At 61.7% G+C, this 15,987-nt stretch carries 12 protein-coding genes and 1 pseudogene; 8 read left to right on the top strand and 5 right to left on the bottom strand.

Annotation, left to right across the window (positions count from 1 at the left end; all coding sequences use genetic code 11):
* Window positions 1–343: 343 nt before the first annotated feature.
* Window positions 344–1,642 (bottom strand): adenylosuccinate synthase, encoded by a 1,299-nt coding sequence (locus WT26_RS02690; RefSeq protein ID WP_069272122.1) that lies wholly within the window; start codon window positions 1,640–1,642, stop codon window positions 344–346.
* A 140-nt stretch (window positions 1,643–1,782) separates the two neighbouring features.
* Here WT26_RS02690 and gcvA point away from each other — a divergent pair, with 140 nt between their 5' ends.
* Window positions 1,783–2,685, top strand: coding sequence for a transcriptional regulator GcvA (gene gcvA, locus WT26_RS02695; protein WP_069272123.1), 903 nt, complete (start codon window positions 1,783–1,785; stop codon window positions 2,683–2,685).
* 111 nt (window positions 2,686–2,796) lie between these two features.
* Here gcvA and WT26_RS02700 read toward each other — a convergent pair whose 3' ends face one another.
* A complete protein-coding gene (locus WT26_RS02700; RefSeq protein ID WP_069272124.1) occupies window positions 2,797–3,120 on the bottom strand; it encodes a hypothetical protein in 324 nt (107 codons plus the stop codon).
* A gap of 1,835 nt (window positions 3,121–4,955) precedes the next feature.
* Here WT26_RS02700 and WT26_RS02705 point away from each other — a divergent pair.
* Window positions 4,956–6,272, top strand: coding sequence for a replication initiation protein (locus WT26_RS02705; RefSeq protein WP_069272125.1), 1,317 nt, complete (start codon window positions 4,956–4,958; stop codon window positions 6,270–6,272).
* Between the two features lie 47 nt (window positions 6,273–6,319).
* On the opposite strand, the gene WT26_RS02710 is transcribed toward WT26_RS02705, so the two are convergent.
* The 3 genes from WT26_RS02710 to WT26_RS02720 form a co-directional block, all read right to left on the bottom strand.
* Complete coding sequence (locus WT26_RS02710) at window positions 6,320–7,345, bottom strand: ParB/RepB/Spo0J family partition protein (protein ID WP_069272126.1); 1,026 nt, start codon at window positions 7,343–7,345, stop codon at window positions 6,320–6,322.
* On the bottom strand, window positions 7,338–8,033 hold the full coding sequence (locus WT26_RS02715; protein ID WP_069272127.1) for a ParA family protein: 696 nt from the start codon (window positions 8,031–8,033) through the stop codon (window positions 7,338–7,340). Before WT26_RS02715 ends, WT26_RS02710 begins: the two co-directional genes overlap by 8 nt.
* Window positions 8,034–10,180: 2,147 nt before the next feature.
* Window positions 10,181–11,299 carry an MBL fold metallo-hydrolase gene (locus WT26_RS02720; RefSeq protein WP_069272128.1) on the bottom strand — a complete coding sequence of 373 codons (1,119 nt, stop codon included), beginning with the start codon at window positions 11,297–11,299 and terminating at the stop codon, window positions 10,181–10,183.
* Between the two features lie 81 nt (window positions 11,300–11,380).
* On the opposite strand from WT26_RS02720, the gene WT26_RS02725 reads away from it, so the two are divergent.
* From WT26_RS02725 to WT26_RS02750, 6 genes and pseudogenes are all read left to right on the top strand, one after another.
* Window positions 11,381–12,025, top strand: a complete 645-nt coding sequence (locus tag WT26_RS02725; protein WP_069272129.1) for a TetR/AcrR family transcriptional regulator — start codon at window positions 11,381–11,383, stop codon at window positions 12,023–12,025.
* Between the two features lie 162 nt (window positions 12,026–12,187).
* Window positions 12,188–12,677 (top strand): annotated as a pseudogene (locus WT26_RS02730) (NAD(P)H-dependent oxidoreductase).
* 372 nt (window positions 12,678–13,049) lie between these two features.
* Entirely contained in the window at window positions 13,050–13,748 is a 699-nt protein-coding gene (locus WT26_RS02735) for a ProQ/FinO family protein (RefSeq protein WP_069272130.1), read from the top strand.
* 525 nt (window positions 13,749–14,273) lie between these two features.
* The gene (locus tag WT26_RS02740) at window positions 14,274–14,552 is read left to right on the top strand and encodes a metal/formaldehyde-sensitive transcriptional repressor (protein WP_069272181.1); all 279 of its coding nucleotides are present in this window, start codon (window positions 14,274–14,276) and stop codon (window positions 14,550–14,552) included.
* An 8-nt stretch (window positions 14,553–14,560) separates the two neighbouring features.
* Complete coding sequence (gene dmeF / locus WT26_RS02745; RefSeq protein WP_069272131.1) at window positions 14,561–15,604, top strand: CDF family Co(II)/Ni(II) efflux transporter DmeF; 1,044 nt, start codon at window positions 14,561–14,563, stop codon at window positions 15,602–15,604.
* Window positions 15,605–15,607: 3 nt separating this feature from the next.
* Window positions 15,608–15,799, top strand: coding sequence for a DUF1289 domain-containing protein (locus tag WT26_RS02750; protein WP_069272132.1), 192 nt, complete (start codon window positions 15,608–15,610; stop codon window positions 15,797–15,799).
* The last annotated feature ends 188 nt before the right edge of the window (window positions 15,800–15,987 follow it).

Here is a 15,987-nt window from a genome sequence, read left to right on the forward strand (position 1 = left end):
CCCGGGATTGAGATCACGTCGCGCCATGCGGCCCGGGCGCGTCGCGATGCGCGAGGCCGGGACCGTGCCTGTATCGCCGCAGCGCGAGCGTTGCTGCGCACGCCGCCGACGGCGTCGCTCCGAAGCGGGACATCCACGCACGCACACGCGTGCGCATTCCGCTTCGGCACGAATTGTGCGGAACAGTACAGCAGCGGTGCGGACGTGTCCAGTTCGGCATGATCCCGGCCGCGGTGGTCAAGCCGACGCTTCCGGACGACGCATCGCCGATGTGGTCACACGCCCGCTCGGCCGGACTCCTGACGGTGCGACCGGCGTGGGCGACCGGGTTGCCAGCGGCGTGCTATGCGCGCGCGGACGACTCGAACGGATTGCGCAACACGATCGTGTCGTCGCGCTCCGCGCCGGTCGTGATCATCGCAACCGGTGCGCCCGCGACCGCTTCGACGCGTTCGACGAAGCGGCGCGCCGCTTGCGGCAGGTCGCCGAGCCGCCGTTTTCCGGCGACCGTGCCGGCCCACCCGTCGAACTGCTCGTAGACCGGCTTCGCGCGGGCCAGCGCAGCGAGGCTCGCGGGCAGATGATCGATGCGCTTTCCGTCGAGCTCGTAGCCGACGCCGAGCCGGATCACGTCGAAACCGTCGAGCACGTCGAGCTTGGTGAGCGCCAGCGAATCGATGCCCGAAATCCTGACCGCCTGACGCAACTGCGCGGCATCGAGCCATCCGCAGCGGCGCGGCCGGCCGGTATTCACGCCGTACTCGCGCCCGCGCTCCCGCAGCCGCTCGCCGGCCTCGTCGGCAAGCTCCGTGACGAATGGCCCGCCGCCGACGCGGGTCGCATAGGCCTTGGTCACGCCCAGCACATGGCCGAGCTTCGACGCGCCGAGCCCCGTACCGGCCGCCGCTGCCGATGCGACGGTGCCGGATGACGTCACGAACGGATACGTGCCCCAGTCGATGTCCAGCATCACGGCTTGAGACCCCTCGAACAGGATCTTCCTGCCCTGGTCGTGCGCGTCGTTGAGGTCGGCCCACACCGGCCGCACGAACGGCAGCACCTTGGGCGCGAGGTCGGCGAGCGTCGCCAGCATCGCATCGCGTGACCACGTGTCGAGGCCCAGGCCACGAAACCACGCATTGTGATGATCGAGCAGCGCGTCGAGCTTGTGAGCGAGTCCGTCCGGATCGGCCAGATCGCAGACCCGCAGCCCCCGGCGGCCGACCTTGTCCTCGTAGGCCGGCCCGATCCCGCGCAGCGTGGTGCCGATGGGCTCGCGGCGCAACTGCTCCTGTGCACGATCGACGGCCCGGTGGATCGGCAGCACCAGCGTCGCGTTCTCGGCGATCGACAGGTTGTCCGGCGTCACCGACAGCCCGAGTTCGGCCATCCGCGCGATTTCCGCGAGCAAGGCTTCCGGATCGAGCGCCACGCCGTTGCCGATCACGCCGCGCTTGCCGCGCACGATGCCGCTCGGCAGGAGCGCGAGCTTGTATGTCTTGCCGCCGACAACCAGCGTATGACCCGCGTTGTGGCCGCCGTTGTAGCGCGCGACGAGATCGGCCTGTGCCGCCAGCCAGTCTACGACACGTCCCTTACCTTCGTCGCCCCATTGGGCGCCCACGACCACCACGTTCGGCATGCTCCGCACTCCATGTGAGAAATTTCAACACTTGGCGGTCTCCGCGAGCCGCCCGCATCGCATATTGGCGCAGCGGTACTTGACGATCAAACGATTAAACCTGAGATACTGCGTGACATAAACTCACACGAACGGATGCAATGCGCCGAACCCTTCCTCCGCTGAATTCGCTGCGCGCGTTCGAAGCCGCCGCGCGCCACGGCAGCTTCACGCTGGCCGCCGACGAACTGTGCGTGACCCACGGCGCGATCAGCCGGCACGTTCAGCAACTGGAGGCTTGGCTCGGACGGCCGCTGTTCGAACGCCATAACCGGCGGGTGGAGCTGACGGAGGCCGGACGGGTCTACCTGGCCGAGGTCGGTGCGTCGTTCGACCGGATCGCGCTCGCCACCGCGCAGCAGCTTCAGCGAGGACGCCATGGGGTGCTGCGCGTCAGTGCGCCTGCGACGTTTTCGTTGCGCTGGCTGGTGCCGAAGCTGTCGTCGTTTCAGGTCGCCCATCCAGCCATCGAGGTACGGCTGTCGACGTCGAACGAGCCGATCGACAAGCTGCGCGACGTCGTGGACGTGATCATTCGCGGCGGGCCGCAGGCCATCGACGGCTACGTTGCCGAGGAGTTTCTTTCCGAGGTGCGGCTGCCCGTGTGTGCGCCGCGGCTTCTCGACGGACGGCCGCTGAGGCAACCCGCGGATCTCGAGCACTTCACGCTGCTGCACGCGGCCACCTATCCCGGCATGTGGCCTGAATGGCTCGCGGCAGCCGGACATCCGAATCTCGTGCCGCGCCACTCGCTCACGCTCGAGCATTTCTACCTGACGCTCCAGGGTGCGCTCGACGGGCTCGGCGTCGCGATGGGGCCGATCGCGCTCGTCGCGGACGACATCGCCGAAGGTCGGCTCGTGCAGCCGTTCGGCGAACCGGCGCTGCCGCCGTGGCGCTATTTCATCTATGTGGCCGCGGCGCGTGCGGAAGACGGCGCGGTACGCGCTTTCATGGATTGGCTGAAACTGGCGGGCGGCGCGTCGGCTCCGCGCGACGCCTGACGCAGAAATGACGCGCGGTCAGGCGCGGGCGGAGTCACGCTTTCACTTCGCATGGCGACGGCAAGCGGCGCACCGTGCCGTCATCGCACGGCGCACGCGCCCGGAGAATGCTTACTGGCTCGCGCCGGCAGCGGCCCCTGCCTTCTTCTCCGCGTTCTGCAGGTTCTGCGGATAGTTCGGATCATTGGCCGCCGGCTTGTATCCCGCGTCTTCGAGTTTCTTCAGCTCGGCATTGTTCTTCGCGCGCGCGGCCTTGCGCTCGGCCTTGTGTCTCGCGCGAGCTTCCTTGCGTGCCTGCGCCTTCGCCGCCTTGGCATCCTGCGCCTGCGCCGCGGGTTCGCTGGCCGGCGCCTGCGCATACGCCGGTGCCGCGCCGCCGATGAGGAGCGCCGCAGCGGCAGCGACGAGCGTGAGCCTTCTGGTTTGGATACGCATCCGTGAACTCCTTCTTCTGATTGATTACAGATTGAAGTACGTCGAGATATCCCCCTGCGACCGAAACGCTGATACGTCGATCGGGGCCTGTGAATCATAACTGCGTCGCCGCACCAGTGGCGATATGGAAACCGCCGCATGGTGCATCGTCATGGCGTGACGGCATCGTTGATCTCGGTCACGTTCCCTCGATTGACGTCTTCCCATAAACGACCACCCAAAGCTTTGGGACGATTGCTCGTCCGGCTTGTCCGTCCGGATCGCGACATTCGTGAGCGTCCATGGAGCCCGGGAACGGTGAGGATTTTCGGGAGCTGTGTGCAGGATCGCCTGTGGTGAGTCACGGACGTGCCTTCGTGTTCACGTTGGGCCGTATTGCCCGGCTGTTTGGTGGACGTGTCGAGAATGGATGTCGGAGATGCAAAGGTAGAAATTTGCGGTGACCTTCTCGCAGATCCGTTGTGCGTGAACTTGCTCATGCAGCTTTATCCACAGATCACCCAGTTTCATCAGGTTGCCGGGCGCGAAGTCTCATGGAACCCATCGCATTGCCACAGGACATCAACACAGCAGCTACTGTGCGTAGCGTCAGCTGCGGGAATACTGGGCTGGTAGCCTCGGGCGAACGTCGAAGTGTCTCCGTTGGCTGACGACACAGCGCACCATAGACGGGAACCTGTCGACAGAAAAACGGCGTTTTCCTTCGATTCGTTCCCATAGCTTTATACGTATCGATGAATGTGAGTATGTACTCACGTCGAAGCGACCTCTTCTATGCGGAAAGGCCCGCCAGACGGTGCGATGCACGTGTCAGATCGGCAGGAACCCTCGGCGGACGTCGCTTGACTGCACGCAGGCAGGTCGTCTGGTAGCGGTTTATGGGGGGTGGCTTTTTCCGGAAGCACACAGTGTGTTTACATCTTTAGAAAGCAACGTTTACTTCTTTAACTACTTTTAGAAGCCTCACAGGCTTGCCTGACAAGGGTTTGACCGGTGTTCGGTACCCATTTATGGGAGGGAAGGTAGAAGGGTTTGGGGTCTCAGGTCTGTGGATTTGGGGAATTGGGTACCTCGGAATGGGGAATCTGGGCTGTGGATATGGTGGGAGGGTTCCCGGTTATGGGAATTTGACGGTGGAATGCCGCGGGTAGCCGCCTATGGGAAGCGGCAATGGTACCCATCTATGGGGGGATTCGGACACGCTGTCGCGCGACGAATGTCCACAAGGATGATCTTTGGTAGCCATTTGTGGGGCGCTTTGAAGGTATCCGTTTATGGGAGGCGGGCTAACGTGTGCCGAACAGGATTCGGATACCAGGTGAGTCCTGCCTTCCCATAAACAGGATCGCTTCGATGGAAAGGGAGCCTTTTATGGGAGTTTCAAAAGGTTGCCAGCTATGGGATCGATCTGGATGCGTTACGACCTGATCTGCGCGAACATCGAAACACACGAGGATGGAAAGGTACCCATTCATGGGGAACCGCCAAGGTTGCAAGTTATGGGGGAAAAAATGCCGGGGTGCTGCACGGCACCACGAATTCGGCGGCCGATCGTCGTTCCGTCCGTCTGGTTCCCATAAAAGGTTACCTTCGATGAGGCTCAGGGCCGGCTCGATTCGGTCGGAACTCGCCAAAGGTAGCTGCTTTTGGGAAGAGACTCCGAGAAAAGGTAGATGCTTATGGGGGCTTGCGAGCATTGCTTCACAAAAAAATCTCCTTTGTGCTCGATGAGTTAGCCACGATTGTGCAAGTGACCTGCGAGCTGGGACATTGCCGGCGGCGGCGAAAAGGTATAAAGTCCGCTCTCAACAAGGTGACCTTATCCGGACATTACGATGCCGCGCAAGCCCGCAAGCAAAGGCTCAGACAAACAGGTTTCGCTGTTTCAGACACCCGAGCCTCCCGACTTGCTGCGCAAGGCGGTCCAGGCGATTCATATCGCGCCCAAGTCCGGGAAGATCGGGCTGCAGCAGCGCAAGATGTTCAGCTCGCTGATCAAGAACGCGCTTCGGCAGGAGGCGTTCGAGCCGGGCCGCACGAGCTTCTCGATCTCGATCGCGTCGCTCTCGCACGAGAGCGGGTTGAACAGCAACAACACGAAATACGTGAAGGACACGGTCAACTCGCTGATCAGTACCGTCGTCAACTGGGACTATCTGGCCGCGGATCGATCGACAGTCTGGAAAGCGTCGGGCCTGCTCGCCGGCGCGGAGCTCGAGCAGTCGGTGCTGAAGTACAGCTTCTCCGACCAGATTCGCAGCGAGTTGCTCAACCCCGAGATCTACGCACTGATCGATATGCGGATCGCCCGCGAGTTCCGGCGGTCGCACTCGCTCGCGTTGTGGGAAAACACGGTGCGCTACGAAGGAATCGGCATCACCGCGAAGATCCCGCTGCCGAAATTTCGTGACCTCATTCTCGGCCAGGACAAGGCGTCGCAGTCGTACAAGGAATACAAGCTGTTCAAGAGCAAGGTCCTGGTGCCGTGCATTCAGGAGGTGAACGAAGTTTCGGATCACACGCTCGAGCTGATCGAACACAAGTCCGGCCGGAGCGTGGAAGCCGTCCAGTTCAAGGTGACGCGCAAGCAGAGCGCCGATACGGTGGAGGACGGCGACGTCAAGAACGAAGCGCTGGTCGAGGAGGTCGCCAAGTTCGGCATTCCGCGTTCGGAAGCGCGCCGGCTGATCACGCAATACGGCGTGCAGCGCATCAAGGCTGCGATTGCCTACACGCTCAATCGGACTACGAAGAAGAATGCGGCGCCGGTCGACAACGTGGCCGCGTACTTCCGCAAGGCGCTGACGCACGGCTACACGTTGTCGGACGGCCAGGCGACGGAGACGGCGACGCCGGCGAAAGAGACGGCGCAGAGCAAACAGGAACAGATTCGCGACAAATATCTGGCGGCGAAGGTCGAGGAAGCCGGCGCGTATTTCCGCGAACTGGAGATCGACGACCAGACCAAGCTGATCGAGCGTTACAACGAGACGGTGGCAGGCTCGAAGGACCTGACGCTGTCGCCGAAGAAGAAGGCGAGCAAACTCGCGCAGACCAGCTTCTTCCGATGGCTCGCGCTGGATACATGGGGCGAACCGACCTCGGACGACTTGCTGGAATTCTTGCTGAAAAGCAGTCTCGCAGCAAACTGATAAAAAAACCTCGCAGCTTCCCTGCGAGGTTTTTTTATTTGGGCAGCTTACTTTTGTGCGGTGGGCAGCTCGGCAACGTACGCGTCGATGACGGTCTTCAGCTTGTCGGCGAGCGCCTCCTGGTGCGATGTGTCGACGCCCTTGAGCTGCAGGTCGACACGTCCGTCGGGATACGTCTTCAATTGCCCGATCGTCCGCGATTCGAGCGCGAAATCGTGCCGAACGCTGTAACGGGTGCGTCCAGCCTTCTTGCTGCCGTCGCTCTGCGCACGCAGGAAATTCTCGAGATCACGAACCGATTTTTTCCGGTCGATCACGGCCGTCAGCAGCCGATCGGCCGTCGGCTCGCCAAGGCGTTCGAAGATCAGCTTCAGGAAGTACGCCGCCTGCAGGCCGACCACGTCGTTCGCGCTCGCCATCCGTTCAAGGAGTGTGTTCGGGAGTGCGTTGAGCGACAGCGTCTTGCTGATCGATGCCTTGTCCTTGCCGATCTTTTCCGCCAGCGTGTTCTGGTCGGAAAAGACCTTCTCGTCGAGGAGACGCTTCCACGCGACCGCATCGTCGAAGATCGTCTGGCGTTCGTGGTCGTGGTTCGCGCGATACGCGATCGTGTAGAGCTGCTCGGGCGTGTGATCCGTGCGGAACGTGGCGTTGATGGTTTCGTCGCCGTTGATGCTCGTCGCGCGAAGCCGGCGTTGCCCGTCGATCACGACGAGCTTGCCGGGAAACTCCGGCAGCCGCGTCACCTTGATCGGCTCGATCTGCCCTTCCCGTTTCAGCGTCAGGGCGAGCTCGTGCAGGCTCGACTCCGAATAGAACACGCGCGGGTTGAACGGGTTCGGAATGCAATCCTTCACGGCAACCTTTTGCGGGGCGCCGAGATCCTCCGCATCGGCGGGCAGCGTCACGACTGCTTTGACCGCAGGCGGCGCGACAGCGGTCAGCGGCGTGACGGACGGTTCGGGCAGCCGCGTTTCGAGTGCCGCATTTTCCTGCGCGAGCCCGCGCAGCAGGCCGGCTGCGAGATGCAGGTTGCCGGTCGGCTTCTTGTCTTTCGAGGTGTCCTTAGCCATGGGCGGCTCCGGTAGCGCGCGTCGACGCGATGTATTGGGCCATTTCCGTGACCAGCTTTTCGATTTCCGCACGGGCTTCTTTCAGGCCCTTCAGGTACCGATTGTGATGATGGATCGTGGTGCCGAGCGCAAATGTCTGACGGTAGACCTCACGTTGTGCGATCTGGCTGTCGAGCAGATGCTCCCCTATTTCTTCTGCTCTTAGAATTTTTAAAATTTCTTCACGCATTTTAGTTTTTCCATTAACGCTATTCAGCATTAGTGCGGAAGACAAATTTGGGTTACGAACGGATCGCATCGATTCGATCATGCGGATCATCGCGACGGTGCTGTAGAGATCGGCCGGCGACGGCGACAGCGGCACAAGGCAGAAATCGGCAACTTCGAGTACCGATGCGATTCGCGGATCTTCGAGGTTGCCGGGACAGTCGACGACGATCACATCGAAATGTGCGTCCTGCTTCTTGATCTCCCCACCGATTCCTCGACCGGCCGGGGCGAGCGAAAGAACCGTCATCGGGAGTGTGTTCTCGCCGCTTGTGACCCATCTCACGGATGTGCCCTGGGGATCGGCGTCGATGAGCGCAACCTTGTTTCCACCCGCCTCGAAGGCTGCGGCGATATTGACGGAGATGGTGGTCTTTCCAGTCCCACCTTTTTGATTACTGACGGCGATCTTGAAAGCCATTAAATTCCTCCACGGAGTTTTGCGTAATATATGCATTTTTTGGAGAAATGTCCAGACAAGATGTTCCTTTCGAGAAACGCAGACGAGCGATGTTGTTGTCACGTGACAAGTGGCAGAACGGCCAACGTTCTGGGGGATATCCAACAAGAGTCATGCATCTAGAGCCAATAGCAATTTCGGCCGACTCCATCTTCTCAATGGAGTGGACGGTCGACGAGATGATTCAAGCGTGGTGTTTGTGACTAGATTTTGGAATTTCACTCGCGCGATCTTTTTTTGAGCACCTATAACAATGCGATGTCTTGTTCAGCCAAATGATGGCCGACAGCGGATATGCAGTTGTCACGTGACAATTTGCCATGTTGATGGACGACGCGAGGCGGGCAAGTTGGTCATTCATCGGCAGTTTGCTCAATTGCAAATCTTAGCGATCGAGTCGATAGGTGGTGTCGCCACCAAATAGCGAGTTGTCACGTGACAATTGCGGTGGTGAGCGTCAACAAGCTTCGCGCCGGTTGGAATCGGCTCATGCTGGGGAGGCGAGATATCTCTGAGAATGAGCGACAAGAGAACTTGCGATGGACCAGGGCTCATCGCTTGTCGATGAGTTGTCACGTGACAACTGGCGGCTATATTGAGGAATTGTTGTTGCGCGAGGAATGTCAAGCAGGGATCGACGGGTAGCTGACTTGTAGCGGAGGCAGATTGACGGGCGATCCGCAGCAGCGTTTAGGCGCAATGGAGTCACTGCGCTCAAGCCATTGCATTGCAGCGGCCTCGATGTGCGCTTTTCGTGTTAGTTATGTATTCCTTTCCACGGATCACGGTACGAGGCTTTTTTAAGGCGAGGTGCAGCTAGTAGGGGCTAGAAATATGTCCCCTCGCCGTGATATGACCCCATTAATGGTGGGCTTATCCACGAAGTTGATCAAACGGCTTCTTGGCGCATATGACGCTGTCTCGAGTACTCCCATGCCGAACGATTGAACATGCGCGTAGCTCGCACAGCTGGCGTCAGTTGCTCGATCCGGGATGTCATTGGGCGTATTGAGGCCATCCGAGACGGTCGGACGCAGGTATCGGATAGGCGTTAATCCACATCGTGAAACATCTGTGCGAAATAGGGGTATGCTCGTAAAACCATGCCTGGCAAGGGTTTCCGGGAGATTCCTCAAGTTGTTTCACGCATATTCGGTGGATTCGCTGCCGAAAACAGGGGCAAATGAAGATTCGTGACGCGCGCGTCATTCCCCTGGCGGTTTGCCGTTCAGCATTTCATTTGAAACGTATTTTGTAGTTATTGATACTTACTCGCCGGCATACCCAAAATCCTGACTTGAATGCGATGCGATACCGTATCTGGAGGCGGATGCGCGGCGCGTGAGTTGTCACGTGACAACGCGATACCCCGTTCCTCATCCTGAGCAGCAAACAGCGATGCTTGACGAAGTCGTGGACGAAGGATTGCCAATAGCAATGTAGCAATTGCTAATGCGCGTTTGGAAAAGAAGCGCTCGAGGAACTCGAGCTATTGGATAGAGCAGGGCAGTGGGCTAGGCGGTTTGCATATCGAACTTGCCGCTTTTATTGCGATTCGGTCCGCAGGACAGCCGATACCTTGACAAACATCCACGCCCGAATTCCGGCTTCGTTTGATTTGATGCAGATGGCTATTTCGATTGAGCAGTTGTGATGTGCCCTGCCAATCGCGCACAAGGGTGTTGCCCTGCGCGAAGTTGTGCTCGTGCCCGAGTCCGCACTTTGTGAGCGACCACGCGAAGGACGAATATCGAATGATTTGTTTTTCGCCTGACGTCGGGAACCGGACCGCACTCACACCAAAGCACTTGATTAGCGCGCCAACTCGCTATCTCGTTGCGACGAAATGAAACGTGGAATGCGAGAGGCAAGGCGATGTGGAGGCAGCCAGTAGGCGCGCTGAATGCTCCGATACCTAACAAGAATTACCCGCCCGCAACCTCAGTCCCTGCCTCCTGCGGAATCCGGTATTTCAAACGAAGAACGAGAATGTCCGTCGCCACGGTCGTCTGCCCCGAGGAGTGCGGTCGTCGGGGCGAGCACGCGCGGCCAAGCCGTTCCCCGGCAAATGCACGACGCGTCGACCAGCACATCCGAACAAGCAACGTTCACCTGGCCGTCCGCGCCGCACAAATCGCCAGCCTCAGCGACTTCGCCGCTTCGACTTTCTCGTCGACGCTGCGCCACCACCGCTCGCCGCGATGTGGCGCAGCCAGTGTCAGACGTTCGCCCATGCGCGGCGTCGACAGTTCGACGCCGCGTGCTGTCGCCAGCGCCGTGACGCGCTCGAACGGTTCCTGCCAGCGGTGCATCGCGAGATCGAACGTGCCATTGTGGATCGGGACCAGCCAGCGTCCGCGCAAATCGATGTGTGCCTGCACGGTTTCTTCCGGCTGCATGTGCACGTACGGCCATTGCGCATCGTATGCGCCTGTTTCGATCAGCGTGACGTCGAACGGCCCGAGGCGCTCGCCGATCGTCCGGAAACCATCGAAGTAACCCGTGTCTCCGCTGAAGAACACGCGCAAGTCGTCGTCGACGATGACCCAGGACGCCCACAGCGTACTGTTGCCGTCGAACAGGCTGCGCCCGGAAAAGTGCTGGGCAGGCGTCGCGGTCAGCGTCAAGCCGGCCTCGTCGACACTTTGCCACCAGTCGAGCTGACGGACTTTCTTCGCGTCGATTCCCCACTCGATCAGGCGGTCGCCGACACCCAGCGTTGTCACGAACACACCGGTGGTTGCCGCGAGCGCGAGCACCGTGTCGCGGTCGAGGTGGTCGTAGTGATCGTGCGACAGGATCACGCCGCGCAGCGGCGGCAAGTCGGCAAGCGCGATCGGAGGCGCATGGAAACGTTTGGGGCCGACGCGACGAAACGGCGACGCGCGCTCGGCAAAGACGGGATCGGTCAGCCAGAATTCGCCGCGCAGCTTGAGCAGCAGCGTCGAATGGCCGAGCCGGTACAGGCTGCGATCGGGGGCCGCGTCGAGCTCGTCGCGGGTGAGCGTATCGACCGGAAGGGCGCCCGCCGGCACCGCGCCGCGCGGCTTGTTGAACAACATGTTCCACATGATGCGGAGCATCTTTCCGAGTCCTTCGACCGGACGCGGCGCAACATTGAGGAAGCGTTCGCCGTCGTGTTGCGGCGATCCGGCGGACGATATGCGGCCGCGTTTCGCGGCGGAGAAGCCCAACGTGCGATGAACGAAATCGGGGAACGATGTCATGGAATCCATCCGGATTAAAAATACACTGCACAGTGTAGTTTATCTTCGGAGAAAGTAAACTGATGGGTGTAAAATTCGGAAATGAATACGAGTGCCACTCATCAACGTCTGACCGATCGAAAGCGCGCGGCCATCATCAGTGCCGCGATCGAGGAATTCCTCGCGTCGGGTTACGACGCGACCAGCATGGATCGAATCGCCGCGCGCGCGGACGTGTCGAAACGTACGGTCTACAACCACTTTCCGGGCAAGGAAACGCTGTTCGCCGCGATCCTGCACCAGCTCTGGGACGCATGCCAGACAGGCAGCCTGCCCGCCTATTGCAACGACGCGCCGTTGCGCGGGCAACTGCTCGAATTGCTGGCGCGCAAGCTGCGCCTTCTCAACGATGCGTCTTTCATTGCACTCGCGCGGGTCGCGATCGGTGCGGCCATCCATTCGCCGGAACGTGCGCGCGACATGGTCGAGCGCCTCGGCGAGCGCGAGGAAGACATGACGGTATGGATTCGCGCGGCTGCCGCGGCCGGCCGGCTCACGGCGCCGGATCCGGCCTTCGCGTCGTTTCAGTTATTGGGTGCGATAAAGGCATTCGCGTTCTGGCCGCAGATCACGATGGGCCAGCCGCCGCTCGACGAAGCCGCGCAGAAGCGGGTAGCCGAGTCCGCTGCCGACATGTTTCTTGCGTACTACGAGCGCAAGCGGGACGACGGCGGGAACGATCGTTGAAGATATGTGGAACCGCACTTTCTCGAGACCTCGGCGTTTGATCTACATTGGAAGCGCGCCGATACTGATACCGATGCCGCACGGATCGCGCGAGCGAGTGCCGCATCGCGTCGTCGCGAAATGGCCGGCGCCATGCATCGGGCGGGAGACACACGAACACCGATGAAAACGCTCCTGATCGTCTATCACACGATGACCGGAGGCACGCAACAGATGGCCGAAGCGGCTGCCGGCGCGGCGCGTGAGCAATCCGGCGTCGGTCAGGCTGCAGCGCGCGGACGCGACGAGCGCAGACGATGTGCTGGACGCCGACGCCTATCTGTTTGCGACACCCGAGAATCTCGCGGCGATGTCCGGGCTGATGAAGGATTTCTTCGACCGCTGCTACTACGCGGCGCTCGATCGCGTGAACGGCCGCCCGTATGCGGTGATGATCTGCGCGGGAAGCGACGGGCAGAACGCATTGCGCCAGATCGACCGGATCGCGACAGGCTGGCGGTTGAAGAACGTGGCGCCCGGCCTGATCGTCTGTACGCACGCGCAGACGCCGGAACGCATCCTCGCGGCCAAGACGATCGACGGCGACGATCTCGCGCGCTGCGCCGAATTGGGCGCCGGCCTCGCGGCTGGTCTCGCGCTCGGCGTGTTCTGACGACAAGACGCAAGACCCGGCGGACCGGGGGCGAAGCCGGCGCGGGCCTCGCACTCCCATAAACGGCTACGTTGCGCGCCGAAGCAGCCGCGGCCGCGACTTCGGCCGCACAGCTCGCCATCGCGCCGGCAACGCCTGACCGCGCAACGAATGAGATTCGGCGGTCCGTCAGACGTGACGCGCGCGGTATACTCCTGTCCTGCGTTCCATCCGGCAGCGAGGCCGGGTGCCCGAACAGATGCGTGTGACATGCTGCTCATGCCGTATCTTCCGTGCCGGTGACGGAGTGGCCGAAAGCCGCCATCCGGAACCGTTGCGCGATGCCCGGCGCGCGGTGGAAGCCACGCTCAATATTCCTGGTGGATTGAATTTATGGGTTTTGAACAACTTGCCGAATTGCGGGCGCAGCTCGCAGCGAAGGCCAAGCAGGAGCGCAACGCGAAGCGCGCGAAGGCGCAGCCGGATTCCGGAACCAAGCCGTTGTCCGGCGGCAAGCCGGCTTCGGGGGCCAAGTCACCGTCCGGTGCGAAGGCGGCTTCGGGCGTGAAGGCGTCGTCCGGTGCGAAAGCGTCTTCGGGCGCAAGGCCGTCGTCCGGCGGCAAGCCGACTGCGCCGGTCGATCCGGTCGTCGTCGCGATCGGCAAGCTGCAGAAACGCTTCCCGGCGGCGTTCCCGAAGAATCCGGCCCCCAAAGTGCCGCTCAAGGTCGGCATCTGGGCGGATCTCGCCGGCCAGGCGCAGGCAGTGGGGCTGACCGAAGCCGAACTGCGCGAAGCGATGTCGACGTGGTGCCGCGGCAACCGCTACTGGTCGTGCCTCGTCGAAGATGCCGTGCGGGTCGACCTGCAGGGCAACGGAGCCGGGCGGGTGTCGAAGGACGACGCGGCGCGCGCGCGACGGCTGAAGGCGCGCGGCCCGAAGAGGAAGGGGCCCGCACAAGCCGCAAAGGCGGATGCGCAGCCGGAAAAGGCCGAGGCTCAGGCTCAGCAGGTCGAAACCGCCGAGCCGCAAACGACGGACGCCGGGACGCAAGCGGCGCCGGTCGAGCCGCAAGCAGCGAAAACCGAGTAACGCGTCGACGCGATACCGTGACCGCCGGCGTGTCCTGGACCGTCGGCGGTGCAAGCAGGGTTTTCCGGGCGGGCAATGTGAAGCCCCCATCACGCGATCCCCGCGTGCACATTCCCCGTCATCTTCCGTCGGTTTGCGCGAATGCCGTCGCGACCGTGCGACGGCGGGTTCGAGTACCCGCTCAATGAGCCTGGACAGTCGACGCGCCGACGACTTCGCTCGCACCATCCGATTCGTTATCCTGATTGATCGTGAGAATTCCCCGGCGTCGCCGATACGTCGGGCGCGCGTCTGTTCAGCGGAAGCCGTAGCCGGCAGGGGCAGCGCACCGCAGGTGGGGCACATCCCGGAGATGCCGCTCGCTACGATGGGGTTGTGTGTGGATCGACCTGGACGATCCGGATGACGAAGGGACTATTCGGCCTGCAATCGCGTGATGCCACGCGTTCCCGATGATATACCCCAGTACCCTATATTGATTTGAGCTTCCGAGGTATACTCCCCCTCCCTATCTGGAGGCCAATGATGAGCCACACCGTCCGCGAAAAACAGAAGCTGCTGAACCGCGTGCGCCGGATCAAGGGTCAGGTCGAGGCCATCGAGCGCGCGCTCGGGGAGGAGCACGGCTGCAATGAAGTCCTGCAATTGATCACGAGTTGTCGCGGCGCGATGAACGGGCTGCTGGCCGTCGTGCTGGAAGACCACATTCGCACACACCTCGTCGATGCCGAGCACGATGGCGGCCATGACGAGGGCAGCGCGACCGAGCAGCTGATCGACGTCGTGCACAGCTATTTCAAGTGAGACACGGCATGAGCGATTTCAAGGACGCGGCATTCGGCGCGGGGCACGACCATATTTTCCTCGGCGCGGCGCATGACCAGAACGAACGCAAGACGTGGGCGGTGATTGCGCTGTGCAGCGTGATGATGGTCGCGGAAATCGTTGGCGGAAGCATGTTCGGGTCGCTCGCGCTCGTTGCCGACGGCTTGCACATGTCGACGCACGCAGGCGCGATGCTGATCGCCGCGCTGGCCTATACCTATGCGCGCAAGCATGCCGACGATCCGCGCTTCGTGTTCGGCACCGGCAAGCTGGGCGACCTGGCCGGGTTCACGAGCGCGATCGTGCTCGCGATGATCGCGATCCTGATCGGCTACGAGGCGGTTGCGCGTCTGCTGGCGCCCGTTCCCATTCACTTCGGCGAAGCGATTCCGATTGCCGTGCTCGGCCTGCTCGTCAATCTCGCCAGCGTGTGGCTGCTGAGCGGCGGCCATCACGGCCATGGGCACGACCATCATCACGATCACGCGCATGGCCACGCTCATGACGAACACGCGCACGACGATGCATCGAAAACCGCATGCGTCGAGCACGATCACGATCATGGCGACGCGCACCCGCACGCGGTCACGACGCGCGACCACAACATCCGGTCGGCCTACGTTCACGTGATCGCCGACGCGGCCGTGTCGGTGCTGGCCATCGTCGGCCTGCTGCTCGCACGTGCATTCGGCTGGGTCTGGATGGATCCCGTCGCGGGCATTGTCGGCGCGCTCGTGATCGCGAACTGGTCGTACGGGCTGATACGCGATACGGGTGGCGTCCTGCTCGACATGGAATCGGATCCGCGCTTCGCGCAGCGTGTGCGCAGCCTGATCGAAGGCGGCGGAGACCGGGTGACGGACCTGCACGCCTGGCGTCTCGGGCCGGGCCACATGAGCGCGATCGTATCGGTGACCACACTTGACGGCAGCCGCGATGCGCGTTTCTACCATGACCTCCTCGATCCCGTCGCAGGCCTTTCGCACCTGACCGTCGAAGTCGTGCATCCGCATCCGCATTCGGCGGCGTAGGCGATGGCGGTCAAGTCACCCTGCATCGACGTCTGCTCGTTCGACCGCAGCACGGGTTTCTGTGTCGGCTGCCTGCGCACGCGCGACGAGGCGCGCGACTGGAAGAAGATGACCGACCATCGCCGGCACCAGATCGTCAATGACCGTGCGCGGCGGCAAGCGAAACTCAAGCGCGGCGGGCCGGCCGGACAGTAGCGCAATCCGGCCGCGCGTTCGAGACCGCATCGCTGGAAACACCTTCATGGAAAGCAATTTGTCAGGAATCGGAAATGTCGGTGCGATGAAACGCACCGTCTGACACATGGCATGTTGCAAGCAGGCGACAGATCGGCATATTGATTAAAAACGCGAATCATTATCATTTAATATTTCGAGATATTTCA

Origin of the sequence: Burkholderia cepacia (assembly GCF_001718835.1) — a bacterium.
GTDB classification, from domain to species: domain Bacteria; phylum Pseudomonadota; class Gammaproteobacteria; order Burkholderiales; family Burkholderiaceae; genus Burkholderia; species Burkholderia cepacia_F.

What these genes read in the sequence shown, in the direction of transcription:
- WT26_RS02720 (WP_069272128.1), bottom strand. Translation starts at nt 11,299, where the DNA reads ATGACATCGTTCCCCGATTTCGTTCATCGCACGTTGGGCTTCTCCGCC.
- WT26_RS02750 (WP_069272132.1), top strand. Translation starts at nt 15,608, where the DNA reads ATGGCGGTCAAGTCACCCTGCATCGACGTCTGCTCGTTCGACCGCAGC.
- WT26_RS02705 (WP_069272125.1), top strand. Translation starts at nt 4,956, where the DNA reads ATGCCGCGCAAGCCCGCAAGCAAAGGCTCAGACAAACAGGTTTCGCTG.
- WT26_RS02690 (WP_069272122.1), bottom strand. Translation starts at nt 1,642, where the DNA reads ATGCCGAACGTGGTGGTCGTGGGCGCCCAATGGGGCGACGAAGGTAAG.
- WT26_RS02725 (WP_069272129.1), top strand. Translation starts at nt 11,381, where the DNA reads ATGAATACGAGTGCCACTCATCAACGTCTGACCGATCGAAAGCGCGCG.
- gcvA (WP_069272123.1), top strand. Translation starts at nt 1,783, where the DNA reads ATGCGCCGAACCCTTCCTCCGCTGAATTCGCTGCGCGCGTTCGAAGCC.
- WT26_RS02710 (WP_069272126.1), bottom strand. Translation starts at nt 7,345, where the DNA reads ATGGCTAAGGACACCTCGAAAGACAAGAAGCCGACCGGCAACCTGCAT.
- dmeF (WP_069272131.1), top strand. Translation starts at nt 14,561, where the DNA reads ATGAGCGATTTCAAGGACGCGGCATTCGGCGCGGGGCACGACCATATT.
- WT26_RS02740 (WP_069272181.1), top strand. Translation starts at nt 14,274, where the DNA reads ATGAGCCACACCGTCCGCGAAAAACAGAAGCTGCTGAACCGCGTGCGC.
- WT26_RS02700 (WP_069272124.1), bottom strand. Translation starts at nt 3,120, where the DNA reads ATGCGTATCCAAACCAGAAGGCTCACGCTCGTCGCTGCCGCTGCGGCG.
- WT26_RS02735 (WP_069272130.1), top strand. Translation starts at nt 13,050, where the DNA reads ATGGGTTTTGAACAACTTGCCGAATTGCGGGCGCAGCTCGCAGCGAAG.
- WT26_RS02715 (WP_069272127.1), bottom strand. Translation starts at nt 8,033, where the DNA reads ATGGCTTTCAAGATCGCCGTCAGTAATCAAAAAGGTGGGACTGGAAAG.